This is a genomic window from Anaerorhabdus furcosa (assembly GCF_900167375.1).
GTDB lineage: Bacteria > Bacillota_I > Bacilli_A > Erysipelotrichales > Erysipelotrichaceae > Anaerorhabdus > Anaerorhabdus furcosa.
In genome coordinates this window covers 46200-64919 of sequence record NZ_FUWY01000006.1, presented here as the reverse complement: position 1 = coordinate 64919, position 18720 = coordinate 46200, and the positions used below count along the sequence as shown (strand labels likewise).

Sequence of the window (18720 nt, the reverse complement as noted above, 5' to 3'; positions counted from 1 at the left end):
AATTACCCCTTCTTCTTTAATAAAGATGATGCCGGCTTTAATAATGGTTTTGAAACTGATTTATTTAACTCTTTAATCAATTTATTAATTTCAGATATTTCAGTTAACTCTTGATTTTGTGTAAATAAGTTAATTTGTACTTGAACTTCTTCTTTGTACTTTAAGTTACTTACCCCTACTCCAACTAATCGAATCGGGTTCTCATCTGAATTTTCATCAAATAAATCAAGTGCATGTTGAAAGATTTCATCACCATTGTTGATGTATTCTGTTATTTTCTTTGAACGATTACTTGTGGAAAAATCAAAATACTTAATTGTAATTGAAATCAAATTACCAATTCTATTTTCTCTTTGTAAACGCAATCCTAGTTTCTTAGACAAGTGATAGAATTCACTTTTAAGTTCATCATAATCTGTAATATCATTTGCGAATGTCGAGGATTGTGACATTGTTTTTACATCCCATTCACATAGAATCTCACTATCATCCAATCCATTCGCTCTTTGAATTACAGAATCTGTATTTTTACCAAATACACTTCTTAATTTTTCGATATCTTTTGGTTTTGCTAAGTCACCAATCGTATGAATTCCCATATCATGTAAAATCGGGGCTGTTTTCTTACCAACACCACGCATCTCATCTACCTTGAGTGGCCACAATTTAGTGGGTACCTCTTGAATTCTTAATACTGTAATTCCCATGGGTTTTTTCATATCACTTGCCATTTTCGCAAGAAATTTATTGGGTGCAACACCAATTGAACATTTTAGTCCTAAATCATTTAACAATTCTGTTTGTATTTGCCACGCTAAATCCATCGGTCTTTTAAATAACTTTACAGCATCACTCATATCAGCGTAGCACTCATCAATACTTGCTTGTTCAATTATCTTTGTATATTTTTTGATGGTATCAATAAATTTAGTAGATAACTCTTGATAAAATGACGAGTGTCCATTAACAAGAATAAGATCTGGACAAAGCTGCAAAGCCATTGCCGTAGGCATTGCTGAATTTACACCATATTGTCTTGCTTCATATGAGGCAGTAGAGATTACACCTCGTCGACTATGACCTGCAACAGCAATAGGCTTTCCTTTTAAAGTTGGATCAAGTAAAACTTCTGCAGAAGCATAGAAAGAATTTAAATCAATATGATAAATAACTTTACCCATTCGACATCACTTGACTCTTTAAATACAATTCTTTTGCTGCTTCTAAACTAGCTGAAGTGATATCACCACTTGCAATAAGTGCTAATTGCTTAATTTTTTCATCTTCATTAAGTAATATGACTTCTGTATCAGTTGAATTATTTTCTTGATTTTTCTGAACGTGATAATGATGACTTGCACAGGCTGCAACCGGTGCTAAATGAGTTACCGAGAAGACTTGAGAACTCTTGGATAACTCTCTCATCTTAAGCCCAATTGATGTTGCAACAGGTCCACTAACACCACTATCAATTTCATCAAAGATGACAGTTTGAATTCCTTGAAGTGATGTAAAGATTGTTTTTAAACCTAACATTAATCGACTTAATTCTCCTCCAGATGCAACTTTTGCTAATGGCTTTAGTGATTCACCTGGATTCATAGAAATCAAAAATTCAATATTGTCTATTCCTGTTTTAGAAGGACTACCCTCGGTAATACTTGTTTTAAATTCAGCATTGGGTAACATCAAATCTTTTAAATGAGTCATAATATCTTTATCCAATTGAATGGATGATTTTTTACGTTTATTTGATAACTCCATAGCTACTTGATTAAACTCAGTCAAACTTTGATCAACATCCTGTTGCATTTTTTCAAGTACTTCTTGGCGATTTTGAATACGATCAATCTTTGCTTGTATTTCATCTTTCGTATCTAGAATATCTTGGATAGAATGCCCATACTTATGTTTAAGACGTTGAATTTCAAATAGACGCTCTTGGATAGCATCAATATCAATTTCACTTGTTTCAAGTGATCCAAAAAACTTTTTAAACACATCAAATGATTCTTCTAATTCATAATAACAACTTGATGTATGTTCTAATAAATCTTTGCATTCATTCCCACCGTTCAATGTTTCTAAGATTTTCTTTAACTCATATAAATGTGGTTGAACTTGATCATCATAAATTTCTAATACCTTTGTATATTTTTCTAAATTCTTAGAAATAGATTGATACATTTTTTCCTGTTCACTTAACTCTGTGTCTTCATTTAATACTAAATTGGCTTTCTCAATTTCATTAACTTGAAATTGGAAATATTCTAAATCATTCTCATTGTAATCTTCTTGTTTAGCACGTTCTAATTCGCTAAGCAATGCAGAATAGATTTTGTATTTTGATTCAACTTCTTGTGGTAATTTTGAATCATGCATGTATTGATCCAATAAACGAATATGAAAACTACGATTTAATAGATATTGATTATCATGTTGACTATGGATATCAATTTCATATTGCAAAACTTGTTTCAATAAATTCAGTGTAACTATACGATAATTAATCTTTGCAGTACTCTTACCATCATTTTTTAACTCTCTTGATATAACAACCTCATCAAAATGATCAAACCCTTCATTTGATAAAAGTTGGATTGCATCCTCATTATTTGATAAATCAAATATTCCTTCAATTAAAGCACTATCTTTTCCATGCTTAATCATCGATGAGCTAGCACGATCAGCAAGAAGCAAACCAATCGCATCAATAAGTAAAGATTTTCCTGCCCCAGTTTCTCCTGTAAACGCACTAAAACCCGACTCAAAGTCGAGTTGTATTTGATCGAATAAAACAAAGTCTTTAATAAATAGGTGTTTTATCATAAGTCCCCCTTATTTTATAAGTTTGTCGATCTTTTCGAATAATGTTTCAATATCGATTCCTGCTTCTTTTCTAATTTGATTCAAAGAACCATGTGTAATGTATTCATCTTGAATTCCAATACGACTTAGATTTAGTTGTAGATGGTGATCACATGCCCATTCAAGAATACTTGTCGCTAATCCCCCTTCAAGCATATCCGTTTCATAAGTGACAATTGGACATTTTTCATTTGTGATTTGTCTTAACATGTCTTCATCAATTGGCTTAAAAAATCTACAGTTAATTACCTCTACTGGTAAGTCATTTGATTTGATTTTAGTTAATACTTTATCCACTTCTGGACCATAGGTCATCACGATACACTTAGTACGATCCGATGTATTAAATCGAGTCCAACTTCCCATTTTAATTTCTTCTAATGTTGTGATTGGTTTATACACTTCAGTTCCCCGTGGATAACGTATTGCAAGAGGATGATTTTGCATAAAAGCACTCACAAGTAATTGCTGTGCTTCATCTCCATCCTTAGGTTGACAAAGAATTAAGTTAGGAATGGATTTTAACATTGAAATATCAAAGACACCATGATGTGTTGACCCATCTTCCCCTACTAGTCCAGCACGATCAATTCCAATTACAACCGGTAAATCCATACGACAAATATCATGATTTATTTGATCATAAGCACGTTGTAAAAAAGATGAATAAATACATAAGTAAGGACGTTTACCTGCAATTGCAAGCCCTGCAGCAAATGTTGTCGCATGCTCCTCAGCAATACCACAATCAAAACTACGGGTAGGAAATGCAGCAAAGAATTTTTCTAACTTACTTCCTGTAATCATAGCTGGTGTTATTGCTACAACATCTTCATTCGTTTTTGCAATACGACATAATGTTTCAGAAAGAATTTCTGACCAAGTAAGTTTTCCAACAGGTGTTGAACTTAATGATTTACCTGTTAATACATCAAATGGTCCTACTCCATGCCAACTACCCAATTTGTCATTTTCACAAGGTTTGTATCCTTTTCCTTTGCGTGTTAATACATGAACAACAACTGGTCCATCATGTTTTTTTGCAGCTTCAAGGATATGAATTAAATCTTTGATGTTATGACCATCAACAGGTCCCAAATACTCTAATCCAAATTCTCCAAACAAACCGCTTTCAACAACTGAATCTTTTAGTTTGTCTTTAATTGCACTCATACCAGCAAGTAATGTTTTACCAGCTTCATTCTTCTTTAATATACTTTTTACATCTGTTTTAAAACTCGTGTAGGGTTTTGATGTTCTAAGTTTAGAAAATCCATTAGTCAAAGCTCCTACATTTTGTGATATGGACATGTTGTTGTCATTAAAAATGATAATCATATTTTTGTTTTCTGAGCCAATTTGATTCAATGCCTCAAGTGACATCCCAGACACAATACTTCCATCACCAACAACTGGAATAACATTGTAAGTTTTATGCTCTAAATCACGCGCTACTGCCATACCAAGGGCAGCACTTAAAACAGTGGAACTATGTCCTGCTTCCCAACAATCATAGTCACTTTCTTCTCTTTTTTGAAATCCTGAGATTCCTTTGTATTGTCGTAGTGTTTTAAAATCTTTCGCTCTTCCTGTAAGTATTTTATGGATATAACTTTGATGTCCTACATCAAATAAAATTTTATCTTCAGGACTATTAAATACTTTATGTAAAGCAATTGTCAATTCAACCACACCTAAATTACTTGATAAATGACCACCTGTTTTTGATACTGAATCAATGAGAAAAGAGCGAATATCATTCGCTAATGTATTGCATTCTTTAATTGTTAAATCCTTTAGAAAAAGCGGATTTTGAATTTTATTAATATCCATGAATTGCCTCCTACATTTGACGAGTACGAATACTCATGAGTAGTTGTATTAAATCTGTAGAATTAATTTCCAATGATTCAATCATTCCAACAACTTCATCAAAATGTTTTGCAAGTATCTTATTTGCTTCTTCTATCCCTAATAATGTTACGCTAGTTGATTTGTGATTTTCTACATCACTATTACTTTTACCTAATTCTTCACTTGTTTTTGTAATATCTAAAATATCATCTTGAATTTGAAAAGCCAAACCCAACTTCTCACCTATTTCTTGCCAAAATGGTAGATGAACTTTGTCGTCCGCTAAAACGGATGCCATCATAAAAGCTGCCGCAAACAACTTCCCTGTTTTATTGCGATGCAATCTTTCAAGTTCATTCCATGATATTTGTTTATTCTCCGATTCAATGTCTAGAGCTTGTCCTAAAATCATGCCATTAACTCCTGCACAATTCGCTAAGATCTCAATACATTTAATTTTTTGATCATCACGACAAATCGCTTGACTCATCACATAGAAAGCTTCGGTATTTAACGCATCTCCAGCTAAAATTGCAGTCGCTTCATCAAATTCAACATGACATGTATTTCTACCTCTTCTTAAAACATCATTATCCATTGCCGGTAAATCATCATGAATTAAAGAATATGTATGAATCATTTCAAGTGCACACGCAAACGGATTTGCAATATTAGTATCAACACCATAAGCTTTACATGTTTCAAATAAAAGTAATGGACGAAGCCGTTTACCACCTGCAAGAAGTGAGTAATTCATTGCTTCTAATACTTTGGACGATTCACAATTTTCCAATGATTTTTCAAGTTCCATCTCTATTGGTTTCATTCTTCTACCTTCTTACTTGCTAATTCATCTATTTTCTTTTCAAAACCTTTTAACTGCTTATCACACTCTTGTACTAAACCTAAACCTTCTTCAAACAGTTTAATGGTCTCATCAAGAGGTTGTTCATTCTTTTCTAATAAGTCAACAATGATGTTTAATCTCTCCATTGATTGTTCAAATGTTTTCTTAGTTGCCATGACGTGACTCCTTTCGATTTACTTTTGTAATAAGTTCTCCATCGGTTAAACGGACTGTCAGTTCATCTCCAACTTGAACTTGTTTTACAGAAGTACATATTCCTTTAGAATTTGATGTAATTGAATATCCTCTTTTTAAAACATTTAATGGTGAGTAGGCATCCAATAAATGAATCATACTTCCTAATTTTTTATTTTCTCTATCAAAGCGTTGCATAACATTTTGATTAATAAATTGTGCTTTAGTTTGAACCTCTAATCCAACTTGATGTAATTTTTTAGAGACAAGTGATTTAAAGTTTTGCGACACTTGTTCTAATTCAATTCGTTTCTTTTGCGATGAGTATGATACAATTTGCAAACGATTCGAAATATAATCTAACTTCATTTTTCTTTGGTCTACTAGTGTACCTGGTGATATAAACCAAGTCATGTTTTTGAAACGATTAACTTGTGCTCGTTCAAATTCAACATCACTTCGGCATTGCTTTATCAGTGCTTGCTTCAATAGAGCTAAATTTTGTTTAACATCTTCTTGATCAGGTGTTGCAATCTCGCAAGCTCCCGTTGGTGTTGGTGCTCTTAAATCCGATACATAATCCACAATGGTTGTATCAATTTCATGACCTACTCCTGTAATGATGGGTATAGTACAGTGATAAATACATTTTGCTAAAGCCTCATCATTAAAAGCCCATAAATCCTCAATAGAGCCACCACCTCGAACAAGTAATAAAACATCAACTTCTTCTTTTTCCATTTTTCCAATCGCTTGGATAATTTGAGCAGATGCTGCTTCACCTTGTACAAGCGTATTGATTTCTACTAAGTCTGCAATTGGCCAACGTCTTGCGAGTGTAGATACAACATCTTCTCGAGCTGCTGTATTTTTTCCTGTTATAAGGCCAATACGCATTGGATATTTTGGTATTTCTAATTTATGATTTTCATCAAAATACCCTTCTTCAAATAACTTCTTTTTAAGTAACTCAAATTGAATATGCAAATCTCCAATACCGTCCAGTTTGATTCCAGTAACATACAACTGCAACTGTCCACTTGATTCAAACACAGAAGTATTAGCTTGTAATATAACTTTGTCACCGTCTTTTGGATAGTATTTACTACGAGAAGCACTTGATGAAAACATAACACAACTTAAGCGCGATGCTTCATCCTTGAGTGTAAAATACCAATGTCCACTTCGATGATGTACAAAATTACTTATTTCCCCTGAAACAAGAATACGTTGTAAATAGTTATCTTGATCAATTTTCGATTTTAGATAACTGACAAGTGTACTAACTTTTACAACCGCTTGACTCATAGACGATCCAACACTCCATTAATTAATTTGTAGGCGTTGTCATCTCCATACTTTTTCGCAAGTAAAATTGCTTCATTGATGATAACTGGTGTTTCTGCAATCTTATTATCAAATTCTGTACAAGCCATTAATAAAATCGCTTGTTCAATAAATCCTAAACGGTCAAAAGTCCATTCATCCAATACATTGTTAATATATCCTATATAACGCTCTCTATTTTCATAACTATTAAAAATCAGTGTTTTTGAGAAATCACTGACTTCCTTAAGTGGAACAAGATATATATCCTCTACAATCCCTGATAAATCTCTATTTGTTAATAACCCTTGGTAAAGACAAATCATTGATTTTTCTCTTTCAATATGACGATCCATTTTAGTCCTCCATGCATGACTATTTTATCATGAAATAGCCTTTTTTTATACATCTATTTCTTGTGATTCATCACATATTCTTGCATTAAAATAACGAAACGCTTATCATAGTATTTAAAGTTGAAAGGAGTGTTCCAATTGAAAAGGAAAATTACATTTAAAAACGCATACCTCCATTTCAAAACAATTACAAATCATAAGATCAAAGTGACCTTTCTTTGCTTTAAAATGGGATTATTCAAGCAAGGAATTTTACATGATTTATCTAAATACAGCTGGGTTGAATTTTCTAATGGAGCTCGATATTATCAAGGATACCGCTCCCCTATTGATGCTGAAAAAGAGGAACTAGGCTATTCATTGGGTTGGTTACACCACAAAGGTAGAAACAAACATCACTGGGAATATTGGTTAGATAAAAATAAAACAGGAATTTTTCCAATTGAAGTTCCCTTGAATTATGTTCAAGAAATGATTTGTGATCGCATTGCTGCTTGTATGATTTACAAAGGTAGTGCCTATACTCAAAATACACCTTATGAGTACTTCATGAATGGTACTGACCGCCTCTACATGCACCCAAATACCGCTAAGAAAATAGAAGAAATGTTGATTATTGTTAAAGAATATCCTCTTAATGAAGCATTTAATCGCATTAAAGGTATGAAATATGCTTAAAATCATTCAACCTAGACTAAGTGAGTTAAGTTATCGAAAGAAAATAATGCAAGATATAGAAACAATGTCTTATAACGCTCATTACAATTTAGATTTTCCTGAATATAACAATGATACTGGTTGTATACTCTTTGATGAATCCTCTTGGAAGTCTTGGTACTCAAAGTGGATAAACAATGAACCTACTCGTTTTTACGCATACTTACAAAACGAAGATGGAAATTATGTTGGTGAAATTAATTACCATCTTGATTCATCTTCAAATACACATCAGATTGGAATATTAATTGAAGCAAAGTATCGTGGATTAGGCTATGGTTTAGAAGGATTAAAATTACTCATTGAAAAAGCAAACAAGATGGATTAAAAATACTACGAAATGATTTTGAAGTTGAAAGAACCGCAGCATTAAAAGCACATTTAGATGTTGGATTCAAACTAACTGAATATAAAAACGATTATGGATGTCCCATAATCGAATTAATCTTAGACGTAATTTAACGTCTTTTTTATTGTGCGCTTAAACTGTATTGAGCAAGATTCCAAACATCATCAACAAGATTTTCATAGAATTCACGCTCATGACATACGATTAAAATAGAACCTTTGTATTCTATCAATGCTCTTTTTAATTCCTCTTTAGCATCTTGATCTAAGTGATTGGTAGGCTCATCTAGCACTAAAATATTACATGGACGATTCAAGATTTTACATAATCTAAGTTTTGCTTGTTCACCCCCTGATAAAACATTGACTCTACTTTCAATTTGTTCAGTCGTTAGTCCACATTTTGCAAGCGCACTACGAATTTCATATTGCGAATAGGCTGGAAATTCATCCCACAAGTCATCAATACAAGTCTTGGTTGATTTAGGTGCTTCCTGTTCAAAATAACCGATTTCAAGATTTTCGCCGAGATGTGTTTTCCCTGATATAGCAGGGATTTGACCCAAGAAACTCTTCAGTAGTGTAGATTTACCTAATCCATTTGCACCTACTACCGCAATTTTCTTACCCTTCTCTAAAATTAAGTTCATTGGAATTGATAAAGCAGTATCATATCCAATCACAAGATCTTCCGCTTCAAATATATTCTTACCTGGTGTCTTACCCATCATAAAACTAAACGAAGGTTTTGGTTTCTCACCTTTTAGTGTAATACGATCCATTTTTTCTAATTTCTTAGCACGGGAATTCGCCATACCACGTGTTGCCACTCTAGCTTTATTTCTAGCCACAAAATCTTCTAACTTCTCAATTTCTTTTTGTTGACGCTCATACGCTGCCTCTAGTTGCTTTTGATTTATCTCATATACTCGCTCAAACTCATCATAGTTTCCAACATAACGCGTTAGTAAACAATTATCCACATGATAAATAATATTAACTACATCATTTAAGAATGGAATGTCATGTGAAATTAAAATAAAGGCATTCTCATAATTTCTTAAATAATTTTTTAACCAGCTTATATGTTCTTCATCTAAATAGTTTGTTGGCTCATCCAAAAGTAAAATATCTGGTTTTTCTAATAAGAGTTTACCTAAAAGCACTTTACTTCTTTGACCACCACTTAATTCATTAACAAATTTATCTAAGCCAATATCATTTAACCCTATTGCACTCGCAACTTCTTCCACTTTTGAATCAATTAAATAGAAGTCATGATGTTCCATAATATCTTGCATTTCACCAATTTCTTCAAGCATCTGATTCATTTCATCTTCAGTACAATCCGTCATTTTCATGTAATAATCATTTATTTTAGCTTCCATTTCAAACAAATGATCATATGCTTTTTTAAGTGTATCACGAATTGTATTTCCTTCATGCAAACTAGCGTTTTGATCAAGATAACCAACACTTACCTTATTACTCCAAATTATTTTACCTTCATCGGGTTCAAGAGTATTCGTAATAATTTTCATAAATGTACTCTTACCTTCACCATTTGCACCAATTAATCCAATATGTTCACCCTTTAATAGACGAAAAGAAACATTTTCAAATATTTCTCTTCCTCCATAACTATGGGATAAGTTTTCTACTGTTAATATACTCATAATTCTTCTCCGTTTCTTATATAGTTTACACAAGGAATGATGCTAAAACAAGTCATTCTTTGCGATTAGAACGACTTGTCAGATTCTGTTGATTCACTTTTTAAACGGATTTCAAGTAATTCGGGTTGATCATTTACACGCAATGGGAAAGAACTACTACCTAACCCTTTACTAATCAACATTTGAGTATCACCTTTGCAGAAATAACCTGCATCATACTTTGGAAAAAAGCCTTGGTGAGGAGCTATTAAACCACCCACAAAGGGAATCCTTATTTGACCACCATGAGTATGTCCACAAAGTGCTAAGTCAATCTTATGTTGATAATAATCTTCAAAAAACTCTGGACGATGGATCAACAAAACCGTGTAGTCATCCTTTGTTTTCAACTCATCCAACAATTTATTTAAGACTTTGGCTTCATTTTGATGACCATTGTTCTCTGAAAAGAAATGAGGATCATCCATACCAAGTAGCGTTATACTACTTGATCCACGATGCAACTTAATTGCTTCATTTCTTAATATACGAACACCAATTTCTTTTAAACTCTCTTCAAAGATAGGAAAAGTAATAAGTCGATATTCGTGATTACCTGTTACATAATATGTGGGTGCTATAGTAACTAGTCTTCTTGCAATCTCTAAAGACACATCAAAATTAGTACGACGTGAGTCAATAAAATCTCCACTTATTAATATAATATCCGGATTGGTTACTTCAACTTGTTTATAAAATTGCTCATTATTTAAATACTGTTCATTGTGAATATCTGTACATAGAGTAATGTGATATCCATCGAATTCATTTGGTAGTTTCTTACTTCTTATTTCAAAATGTGTTGTTTTAACTTTTTTATTTGTAATAACAGAATAAATTAAAATCCACCCAAGGAGTATTATTAAAATTAGTATATATATCATTTAGCTCCTCACTTTCTTTATTCATTATTTCTTTCTATGTAAAAGAAAATGCGGTTATTCACCGCATCCACAATCTTCACAATGATCATCATCGCAACCGCAATCGTCATCGCATCCACAATCTTTACCATGGCAACCTTCACCACCACAGCCACCATTGCATCCACCGTTTTGTGACATTTGTCTTTCGTAAACAAGTGTATCAATTACTGTGCATTCAATTTCAACTTTAGCACCCTTTGGTAAAGCTGCTACTTGAACTGTTGAACGTGCTGGAAATGGTTCATTAAAGTAAACTGCATAGATTTGATTCATTGCATCAAAATCAGATAAATCAGTCATAAATACAGTTGTTTTTACTACATGACGAGTTTCAAGATTCATTTCTGCAAGAACTGCTTCAATGTTCTTTAATACTTGTTGTGTTTGTTCTTGGATTCCTCCTGGAACGATTTCTCCAGTAGCTGGATCCATCGGAATTTGTCCTGATAAATAAACGAAATCGCCTAATTTAATCGCTTGAGAATAAGGTCCTAATGCTTTAGGAGCATTAGGTGATGAAATAGCTTGAGTAAACATGATACTCCTCCTTTAGTTTAATAAAAATCTGTTCTTGAATCATCTGTATCTTCTTGATAATAATCTGATTCAATTTGTTGCATCTTATGTTCATGGTGTTTAACGAAAATTGAATAGGTTATATACAAACCATACACAAGAATCAAAAGTAAAAAGGCAATAGACAAAAAATCATTGATGTTTTCTATCATAATCCTCACCTCTCCTAGAATATTATATGAAATCTAAAAACATTTGTCTAATATAACACATTAAATCACTTTCTTCAAACGTGTTACAAGCACTGGTATAATCGCAAATTGCACAATAATGGCAATAAATCCTCCAGAGAAGTTTGCAATGAGTGATGTAACAACCCCTTCAAATGAGAATATCTGTAACAAGAATGCAGCAGCAAGTACATACCCAATACGTCCTACAACGATTGCAATAGCTAAACTAATCCAAACATTGAACTTTTTATTGCATAACCCACTCATTAAACCATACAATCCAATTTCAACCATCATTGCCATGCCAATAGGAAATAAAGGAGGCATGCCCGTAATCACACTACTTAAAAGCGGTACTAAAATTCCCACGCCTAAACCCCAAATGGGTCCTAGTAAAAATCCCGCAAAAAACGCTGGTATATGCAATGGCGAGATCATTCCTGCTAACCCATTACCGAATACATGTAAAACTTGTGGTAACAATAACCCAATCGCAATAAGCGCAGCTGCTATTGTAATTTTCTTTGTTATTTTATTCATTTTCTAACCAATCTTCCCCTTTAATAAATTCTACCGGACTAAGTCCTGGATAATCTAATTGCCTTAACACTTCATACACACAAATTGCTACACAATTTGATAAATTCAAACTTCTAGCTTCCTTAACCATTGGAAGTCTAGCACAATATTCCAAATGGTCGTGTAAGATTTCCTTGGGTATTCCTGTACTCTCTTTACCAAAGATGAGATAAATATCCCCTTCTACTTCTTTATAATCAAACATGGTTGGACTCTTTTTTCCATAACGCGTAATGTAAAAATAAGTTCCAGTATTCTTACTTATAAATTCATTCCAGTCTTTGTAAGTAAAGACTTCCAATTGATCACGATAATCCATGCCAGATCGTCTTAAATGCTTTTCATCTAGTGAGAAGCCCAATGGTTCTATTAAATGAAGTTTACAATTACTTGCCATGCATGTACGCATAATGTTACCTGTATTTTGTGGTATCTCTGGTTCATACAAAACAACATGAATCATTTACTTTTCCTCCTTATATAGAAACAACCTCCACATAGCACTACCATGCCTAGAAGAAATGTTCCCGCAATTCTAAATACTAAATCAAAGAAAAACTGACTAGGTACCATTTGAATTAAAATATCCGTAGCAGGATCTAGTAAAAATAAATCATTGGTAAAGAAAATATAATGAAATTGCAACCAAAATTGATCAAAATCAATCATGGCATACATCCCCAAAAAGAGAATGAGTGTTAGGGCAGATACAGTCCCCATGATAAACATTTCAGTACTATTTCTTAATGCATTCTTACGATCAAATAAGATTCCCAATAATCCAAAGACTATAAATCCAATACCTGTCATCATTCTTACATTCATCGTAGTAAGATATAAATCTTTTACATCGACCATATGCATGATTTCTTTTTCATTGAATACTTGTCGCTCTTGCCCTAGTATCACAGCACTTACATTCAAATCATCTCGTTTATCTTGAATATAGTCCAATAAAACATCTGTAGTTTCTTGTAACTCAACTCTACTAATACCGATTTCATCTGCTACACCTAATTTATCATACTCACTTTTATAGAAATCATGGTTAAAGCTATTAAAGTCTAGACAAGTTAGGAAAAACGCAACGATGAAACAAATTGTAGCTATAAAAAAACAAGGTTTAGATAGGTGTTTCATTTAAATACTCCAATAATTTTTGAAGTGCTTTACCACGGTGAGATACACTATTTTTCTTTTCTTCGCTTACATTCGCAAGTGTTGTTTTAAAAGGTTCATAGTAAACAATTGGATCATAACCAAATCCTTTATTACCCTCAATTGAGGTCGCAACTGTCCCTTCAATCGTATCTCTAAATACTACTGGTTCCTTGCCAGGAACACTTAATGCAATGGCACAAACAAATCGGCACGCACGATTCGATTCATTTTTCATTCTTTCTAATAATGTATTATTTTTAATATCATAACTTGTATCATGACCCAAATATCGTGCGGATTGAACTCCTGGTTCTTTATTTAATGCATCAATTTCTAAACCAGAGTCATCTGAAATACAAGGAATATTAAATTTATCAGTAATTGTTTGTGCTTTGATAATCGCATTTTCTTCAAATGTAACTCCTGTCTCCTCAATATCAATCACTTCTGGTAAATCATTGATACTTCTTATTTGATATCCCAACGGTTCTAGCATATGTTTGAATTCTTCAATTTTATGCGCATTCGCTGAAGCTATGAATAAATCTTTCATTGTTTTTCTCCTTCCAAACTAAACCAATATCGTTTTGGATAATTTTGTTTTGCATCATAAATTAAGGTTTGAATCATAATTTGATTCTTATAAAATCCAAGTCTAATTTTACCATAATTATAGAGAATCTGTTCATCAAAATATTGTCTATTAATCCATAATTTATACAATTCTTTTTTCTTTTCACCACTTATTTCATCATTAAACAAAGGCTTTGGATTTTGTCTGAAGTTCATATAATAGTCTGTATTAAGTAAAGCTTTAATTATCAATGGATCACTTAGTTTCATTGTAGATAAAACATCAAATGCCATTAAAAAATAATCTCTTATTTGTACTTGTCCATCAAATTCTTTCATCTTTAGTCCAAGTAGTGACATCACTTCAAAAATTGGATATCCCATTTGAAAACAAGTATCCAGTGTCCCGCGAATTCGCCCATTGTTATAGCATTTCTCAGTTGCTTGATATACGTTTTCAATTACATTTATTTCTTCACTTGATAACCAGCTTGTTTCTAAAATTGTATAGGGTGAACCCTCTTCATAGACAAACCCATAATTTGAGGCTTGATTTCGCAATGTCGTACCTTTTAGAAGCTTTAAGATACCCACCTGTATCTCAGTGGCACCACACGCAAATAAGCGAGTGTAGGAATCCTTAAAAGAATTTAAATCTTCATAGGGTAATCCACCAATCAAATCAACATGTAAGATGCACCCTGCTAAACTTAATCGTTTGATATTTGCGACTAATTTATCTAAATCTTGTACTCGATGTACTGAATTCAATGTATGTTGATTAAATGATTGAACTCCCACTTCAAATCGAAATCTCTCTTTATTTGCATGTTCAAAGAAACTTAACATTGCTTCATTCATTGTATCGAGGACAACTTCAAATTGAAAACTAAAATCAACATTCAATTGTTCAATACATTTCGCAATCTTTAAAGCACGTTCTGGTTTTACATTAAAGGTTCGATCTAGAAATTTAACTTGTTTGCATGATTTTCCTTCCAATTGCTTTAAAATATTCATTATATATTCTTCTGAATACAATCGTACTTGATTATCCAAAGAAGACAAACAATAACTACAACGATAAGGACATCCCCTACTTGTTTCTATGTAAAGATAGCGATTCTTTTGATTCTCTAAATCAAAAGCTAAGAAGTAAGGACTTTCCAGTGTTTCTAACCAACGCAAATCAACTTTTGCATAAGCTATTTCAGACTGAACTGTTTTAGACACAAATCCTTCGATTTCCTCTTCTTGACGACATGCCTTCCAAAATGAAATTTCACCCTCACCTCTTAAAACACCTTCGATGGGTAAACTCAACCAATCACTATATTCATAAGAAACCTCAGGTCCACCAATCAATATCCTTATGGATGCATTGAGTTTCGCTATTTTCCTAACTAATTCTTTTGATTCTTCTTGATTCCATATATAGATTGATAATCCAATAATATCTGGTTTAGATTCAACTAATTTTAAAGCGACTTCATCTAAATTATCTCGAATTGTATATTCTTGAATTTCAGTATCAAAAGCTGCATCACGTGCTACATAGAGCCAACGTAGTGCAAGACTAGTATGAATAAATTTTGCGTTTAATGTTGTTAGTATAACTTTCATAAATTCTCCAATTCTTGTTTATTATACCACGTACAAGTACGATTCTTTGTTTGTTTTTTCTATCATGTTACAAAATTACTTTCTTGAGAATTTCTAAAATTATACAACACAATGTATTGTATTTACTAAAAAAGAAAAGACTTAAGTTTTCACTTAAGCCCAGTTATCTAATTTGCAATTTCCACTAATTGTATTGATATTAAATTTTGAATGTGCACTTCCTTGTGTATATTCACCAGAGCCCACAATTTTCGCAGTATTGTATTTATCTCTAAAACGGCCACTTACTGATTTAAACTTTAAGATATACCCTTGGTTATCATTAAGTGAAATTAGTACACCTCCACTGATAGTAGAACCAACATACTCACAGTTTGGCTTTCCAGCTAATTTAACACTACCACTTGTTGTTTTAAATTCAAGCTTATCATAAGGTTTATATTGACGAATACTTCCACTCACTGTATGCAAAGACAATCGTTTTCCTACACCATGTGACTCAATTCGACCACTTACTGTTTCTAATTCAAGATTCATCGCATCCACAAAGACTTGAATATGGCCACTTGTTGATTTGAGTTTCATATCCATGTTATCACTTTTAGGAATAAAGAGTTGTAAGATTCCTTTTGATATTTTAATACATACTAATGTTTCAATGCTTAGTTTTCTCTCAACAATTAATTCATCACCATTTACTACAATAGAAATTTTATTGTTGTAGTCACCATCATATTTAAGACATACGGATTCACCCTCATAATAGTTAATCACAATATCTTCTTCAATCATTTTTGCTTTAATTTTTTTAATATTAAAGTAGTTTTCATTTATCTTCATACATCCTCACAACTAGGAATCCAATTAATCCCAATCTTCTAATTTAAAACTTCCACTTACTGTTTCTACATTAAATGATAATTCACTATCACCAAAATTTGTTTTTACATCGCCACCAAATTTTTGTTCATTGTAATTGTCTTTAAATTGCCCTGATACACTATCAAATTCCACTGTATAACCTACTGTTGGGCTGTATAAGCTACAACGAACAGTTCCGCTCACTGTATTTGCATCAATGATTGAATCTTCTTTTGTTGTAAGACGGATATTTCCACTTACTGTTTCAGCATCTACGTTATCAAAACCACCATACATTCTAATATTACCACTCACTGTATTTAACCCTGCAGATTCTCCAACACCATAACCAGTAATTGAACCACTCACAACTTCAACATCCAAGTTTTTCACATTTGGGCTTACCTCTACATTACCACTAACACCCACAATATCTAACTCATTTATTTGATCACTTGGCATATAAATTTCAACGCGTCCTGATACATTGAAGTTAAAGAAGAAGAAACGCCATTCTTTTTCTCTTTCAATTCTTAAATCACCATTACTCAATGTCATACGTGGTAAACGATCATGATCACCATAGTATTTAACAATGATTTCATTTGAATCATGTTTATAAACAATGACATCTTCTTCAATAACATTGACACGAATATTTTTAACATCATTAAATTTTTCTTCAGCTACCAATTCATTTTTATTTGAATCTCTAAAATTGAAAATATTCCAATTGTTTCTGTATCCAAAGAAGAAACTACTTGCAACTCCACACACTAGAGCTAATAAAACTAATAAGACAACTAATTTTGTAATTAATACTTTTTTCATTCGTTAGTTCCTTTCAATTGGAATATAACCACAATAATTTGGTGCATGATTCCTGAAATAACCCAAATAATCCATGTAATTCCCCAAGCGTGTGTTAAAAAAGAAATTAGTAAATAGACTGCAGTTACAATTAACCAATAGATTGATGATATCGCTTCAAATATTTTACGATCTTTTGGTTTCATTGATTTTAGTTCTTGTTCTTGTGAATCCTCATAGTCTTTGTATTCCTTTGGTGTTGACATATGTGAGTAAACAATGAGTGATGTTGCAATTGCTGCTAGAACTAACAAGACAATGACACCCAATGCACCACCCAAATCATCCATGCCTACTTGCTCACCAATTATTGAAAATAAGATTAATGCTGCAGCACCTAAGATATATAAACATACTCCAATTGCTGTATTTCTTGCATTTCTTCTACGATAGGTATTTGCTTCTTTTACAAAATCCTCATTTGGCATTACTTCTCTAATCATTTCGTCAATATCTCCCATATTTGCCACAGCCAAGCCATAGCTTTCAGTTTCTGATTTTCCCTCTTTCAGATAGTCTTCAAATCTTTCATTTAAATTTGAAGCAATCTCTTCTTTTAACTCAATTGCTTTTTTACTTCTTGGTACATCTTTGAACACCACATCTACATAATTTTTAATCTTGCTATTCATTGTCTATCCTCCAATATTTTATCGATCATTGACTTAGCATCTTTCCAGTCATTCAAGTTTTCGTAATATAGTTGTTTACCTAATTCGGTAATCGCATAATATCTTCGTCGTGCCCCAGTATTTTCATCACCCCAATAAGAGATAATATAGCCACCATGCTCTAATCGTCTAAACGTTGTATAAAGTGTTGCTTCTTTAAGTTCAAATCGAGCATTTGTCATATCATTGATAGCCTTGTTAATTTCATAACCATAACTATCATGATGGAGAAGCTGCGCCAAGATGAATGTATCTGTATAGCCACGAATAATATCTGACATTACTAACATCTTTCTACCTCCTTGATACAACTAATATAATCCAAGATACCTCGCCTGTCAAGGTATCTTTCGTAAAAATGTATTATTTTCTATGAAGTATTATTTTTATTAAAGTAAAATTATTGAAATATCCTTTAAAATAAACCTTTTTGCTACAATAAGATTGAAAGAAGTAGCTTATTAGAGTACAATAAACTTTG

General features: G+C 32.5%; 22 protein-coding genes. 2 read left to right on the top strand and 20 right to left on the bottom strand.

Annotated features, from left to right (window positions below; genetic code table 11):
* Positions 1-2: 2 nt before the first annotated feature.
* The 7 genes from B5D14_RS09505 to B5D14_RS09475 are packed head-to-tail and all read right to left on the bottom strand — an operon-like array spanning position 3 to position 7446.
* The gene (locus B5D14_RS09505; RefSeq protein ID WP_078712397.1) at positions 3-1181 is read right to left on the bottom strand and encodes a DNA polymerase IV; all 1179 of its coding nucleotides are present in this window, start codon (positions 1179-1181) and stop codon (positions 3-5) included.
* Positions 1174-2829 carry a DNA repair protein RecN gene (gene recN, locus B5D14_RS09500; RefSeq protein ID WP_078712396.1) on the bottom strand — a complete coding sequence of 552 codons (1656 nt, stop codon included), beginning with the start codon at positions 2827-2829 and terminating at the stop codon, positions 1174-1176. Before recN ends, B5D14_RS09505 begins: the two co-directional genes overlap by 8 nt.
* Before the next feature lie 9 nt (positions 2830-2838).
* Positions 2839-4701 (bottom strand): 1-deoxy-D-xylulose-5-phosphate synthase, encoded by a 1863-nt coding sequence (gene dxs / locus B5D14_RS09495; RefSeq protein WP_078712395.1) that lies wholly within the window; start codon positions 4699-4701, stop codon positions 2839-2841.
* A 10-nt stretch (positions 4702-4711) separates the two neighbouring features.
* Positions 4712-5548, bottom strand: coding sequence for a polyprenyl synthetase family protein (locus tag B5D14_RS09490; protein ID WP_078712394.1), 837 nt, complete (start codon positions 5546-5548; stop codon positions 4712-4714).
* Positions 5545-5745 carry an exodeoxyribonuclease VII small subunit gene (gene xseB / locus B5D14_RS09485; protein ID WP_078712393.1) on the bottom strand — a complete coding sequence of 67 codons (201 nt, stop codon included), beginning with the start codon at positions 5743-5745 and terminating at the stop codon, positions 5545-5547. Before xseB ends, B5D14_RS09490 begins: the two co-directional genes overlap by 4 nt.
* Positions 5735-7072 (bottom strand): exodeoxyribonuclease VII large subunit, encoded by a 1338-nt coding sequence (gene xseA / locus B5D14_RS09480; RefSeq protein ID WP_078712392.1) that lies wholly within the window; start codon positions 7070-7072, stop codon positions 5735-5737. Before xseA ends, xseB begins: the two co-directional genes overlap by 11 nt.
* Positions 7069-7446: a transcription antitermination factor NusB gene (locus B5D14_RS09475; RefSeq protein WP_200804799.1), complete on the bottom strand. Its 378-nt coding sequence runs from the start codon at positions 7444-7446 to the stop codon at positions 7069-7071. The genes xseA and B5D14_RS09475 overlap by 4 nt, the downstream gene beginning before the upstream one ends.
* 138 nt (positions 7447-7584) lie before the next feature.
* Here B5D14_RS09475 and B5D14_RS09470 point away from each other — a divergent pair, with 138 nt between their 5' ends.
* Together B5D14_RS09470 and B5D14_RS09465 are read left to right on the top strand one after the other, a co-directional pair.
* Entirely contained in the window at positions 7585-8124 is a 540-nt protein-coding gene (locus tag B5D14_RS09470) for a DUF5662 family protein (RefSeq protein ID WP_245289558.1), read from the top strand.
* Positions 8117-8491, top strand: a complete 375-nt coding sequence (locus B5D14_RS09465; protein WP_078712391.1) for a GNAT family N-acetyltransferase — start codon at positions 8117-8119, stop codon at positions 8489-8491. The genes B5D14_RS09470 and B5D14_RS09465 overlap by 8 nt, the downstream gene beginning before the upstream one ends.
* 142 nt (positions 8492-8633) lie before the next feature.
* Here the strand turns inward: B5D14_RS09465 and B5D14_RS09460 are convergent, their stop codons facing one another.
* The 13 genes from B5D14_RS09460 to B5D14_RS09405 all read right to left on the bottom strand — a co-directional run bounded on the left by B5D14_RS09460 (position 8634) and on the right by B5D14_RS09405 (position 18529).
* Positions 8634-10187, bottom strand: coding sequence for an ABC-F family ATP-binding cassette domain-containing protein (locus B5D14_RS09460; protein WP_078712390.1), 1554 nt, complete (start codon positions 10185-10187; stop codon positions 8634-8636).
* Between the two features lie 65 nt (positions 10188-10252).
* Positions 10253-11110: a metallophosphoesterase gene (locus tag B5D14_RS09455; RefSeq protein WP_078712389.1), complete on the bottom strand. Its 858-nt coding sequence runs from the start codon at positions 11108-11110 to the stop codon at positions 10253-10255.
* Between the two features lie 54 nt (positions 11111-11164).
* On the bottom strand, positions 11165-11689 hold the full coding sequence (locus B5D14_RS09450; protein WP_078712388.1) for a RidA family protein: 525 nt from the start codon (positions 11687-11689) through the stop codon (positions 11165-11167).
* A 17-nt stretch (positions 11690-11706) separates the two neighbouring features.
* Positions 11707-11880: a hypothetical protein gene (locus B5D14_RS12165; RefSeq protein WP_159443775.1), complete on the bottom strand. Its 174-nt coding sequence runs from the start codon at positions 11878-11880 to the stop codon at positions 11707-11709.
* Positions 11881-11940: 60 nt separating this feature from the next.
* Positions 11941-12441, bottom strand: coding sequence for an ECF transporter S component (locus B5D14_RS09445; RefSeq protein WP_078712387.1), 501 nt, complete (start codon positions 12439-12441; stop codon positions 11941-11943).
* Positions 12434-12943, bottom strand: a complete 510-nt coding sequence (locus tag B5D14_RS09440; RefSeq protein ID WP_078712386.1) for a tRNA (cytidine(34)-2'-O)-methyltransferase — start codon at positions 12941-12943, stop codon at positions 12434-12436. The genes B5D14_RS09445 and B5D14_RS09440 overlap by 8 nt, the downstream gene beginning before the upstream one ends.
* Positions 12940-13620, bottom strand: coding sequence for a TIGR01906 family membrane protein (locus B5D14_RS09435; protein ID WP_078712385.1), 681 nt, complete (start codon positions 13618-13620; stop codon positions 12940-12942). The genes B5D14_RS09440 and B5D14_RS09435 overlap by 4 nt, the downstream gene beginning before the upstream one ends.
* Positions 13604-14194 carry an RdgB/HAM1 family non-canonical purine NTP pyrophosphatase gene (rdgB, locus tag B5D14_RS09430; RefSeq protein ID WP_078712384.1) on the bottom strand — a complete coding sequence of 197 codons (591 nt, stop codon included), beginning with the start codon at positions 14192-14194 and terminating at the stop codon, positions 13604-13606. Before rdgB ends, B5D14_RS09435 begins: the two co-directional genes overlap by 17 nt.
* Entirely contained in the window at positions 14191-15837 is a 1647-nt protein-coding gene (locus tag B5D14_RS09425) for a B12-binding domain-containing radical SAM protein (RefSeq protein WP_078712383.1), read from the bottom strand. Before B5D14_RS09425 ends, rdgB begins: the two co-directional genes overlap by 4 nt.
* A 153-nt stretch (positions 15838-15990) precedes the next feature.
* Positions 15991-16677, bottom strand: coding sequence for a DUF4097 family beta strand repeat-containing protein (locus B5D14_RS09420; RefSeq protein WP_078712382.1), 687 nt, complete (start codon positions 16675-16677; stop codon positions 15991-15993).
* A gap of 24 nt (positions 16678-16701) precedes the next feature.
* A complete protein-coding gene (locus B5D14_RS09415) occupies positions 16702-17529 on the bottom strand; it encodes a DUF4097 family beta strand repeat-containing protein (protein ID WP_078712381.1) in 828 nt (275 codons plus the stop codon).
* A complete protein-coding gene (locus tag B5D14_RS09410) occupies positions 17526-18200 on the bottom strand; it encodes a permease prefix domain 1-containing protein (RefSeq protein WP_078712380.1) in 675 nt (224 codons plus the stop codon). Before B5D14_RS09410 ends, B5D14_RS09415 begins: the two co-directional genes overlap by 4 nt.
* The gene (locus tag B5D14_RS09405; protein WP_078712379.1) at positions 18197-18529 is read right to left on the bottom strand and encodes a PadR family transcriptional regulator; all 333 of its coding nucleotides are present in this window, start codon (positions 18527-18529) and stop codon (positions 18197-18199) included. The genes B5D14_RS09410 and B5D14_RS09405 overlap by 4 nt, the downstream gene beginning before the upstream one ends.
* Positions 18530-18720 lie beyond the last annotated feature (191 nt).

Coding starts and splice junctions, on each gene's coding strand:
- B5D14_RS09505 (WP_078712397.1), bottom strand. CDS start 1,181: ATGGGTAAAGTTATTTATCATATTGATTTAAATTCTTTCTATGCTTCT.
- recN (WP_078712396.1), bottom strand. CDS start 2,829: ATGATAAAACACCTATTTATTAAAGACTTTGTTTTATTCGATCAAATA.
- dxs (WP_078712395.1), bottom strand. CDS start 4,701: ATGGATATTAATAAAATTCAAAATCCGCTTTTTCTAAAGGATTTAACA.
- B5D14_RS09490 (WP_078712394.1), bottom strand. CDS start 5,548: ATGAAACCAATAGAGATGGAACTTGAAAAATCATTGGAAAATTGTGAA.
- xseB (WP_078712393.1), bottom strand. CDS start 5,745: ATGGCAACTAAGAAAACATTTGAACAATCAATGGAGAGATTAAACATC.
- xseA (WP_078712392.1), bottom strand. CDS start 7,072: ATGAGTCAAGCGGTTGTAAAAGTTAGTACACTTGTCAGTTATCTAAAA.
- B5D14_RS09475 (WP_200804799.1), bottom strand. CDS start 7,446: ATGGATCGTCATATTGAAAGAGAAAAATCAATGATTTGTCTTTACCAA.
- B5D14_RS09465 (WP_078712391.1), top strand. CDS start 8,117: ATGCTTAAAATCATTCAACCTAGACTAAGTGAGTTAAGTTATCGAAAG.
- B5D14_RS09460 (WP_078712390.1), bottom strand. CDS start 10,187: ATGAGTATATTAACAGTAGAAAACTTATCCCATAGTTATGGAGGAAGA.
- B5D14_RS09455 (WP_078712389.1), bottom strand. CDS start 11,110: ATGATATATATACTAATTTTAATAATACTCCTTGGGTGGATTTTAATT.
- B5D14_RS09450 (WP_078712388.1), bottom strand. CDS start 11,689: ATGTTTACTCAAGCTATTTCATCACCTAATGCTCCTAAAGCATTAGGA.
- B5D14_RS12165 (WP_159443775.1), bottom strand. CDS start 11,880: ATGATAGAAAACATCAATGATTTTTTGTCTATTGCCTTTTTACTTTTG.
- B5D14_RS09445 (WP_078712387.1), bottom strand. CDS start 12,441: ATGAATAAAATAACAAAGAAAATTACAATAGCAGCTGCGCTTATTGCG.
- B5D14_RS09440 (WP_078712386.1), bottom strand. CDS start 12,943: ATGATTCATGTTGTTTTGTATGAACCAGAGATACCACAAAATACAGGT.
- B5D14_RS09435 (WP_078712385.1), bottom strand. CDS start 13,620: ATGAAACACCTATCTAAACCTTGTTTTTTTATAGCTACAATTTGTTTC.
- rdgB (WP_078712384.1), bottom strand. CDS start 14,194: ATGAAAGATTTATTCATAGCTTCAGCGAATGCGCATAAAATTGAAGAA.
- B5D14_RS09425 (WP_078712383.1), bottom strand. CDS start 15,837: ATGAAAGTTATACTAACAACATTAAACGCAAAATTTATTCATACTAGT.
- B5D14_RS09420 (WP_078712382.1), bottom strand. CDS start 16,677: ATGAAGATAAATGAAAACTACTTTAATATTAAAAAAATTAAAGCAAAA.
- B5D14_RS09415 (WP_078712381.1), bottom strand. CDS start 17,529: ATGAAAAAAGTATTAATTACAAAATTAGTTGTCTTATTAGTTTTATTA.
- B5D14_RS09410 (WP_078712380.1), bottom strand. CDS start 18,200: ATGAATAGCAAGATTAAAAATTATGTAGATGTGGTGTTCAAAGATGTA.
- B5D14_RS09405 (WP_078712379.1), bottom strand. CDS start 18,529: ATGTTAGTAATGTCAGATATTATTCGTGGCTATACAGATACATTCATC.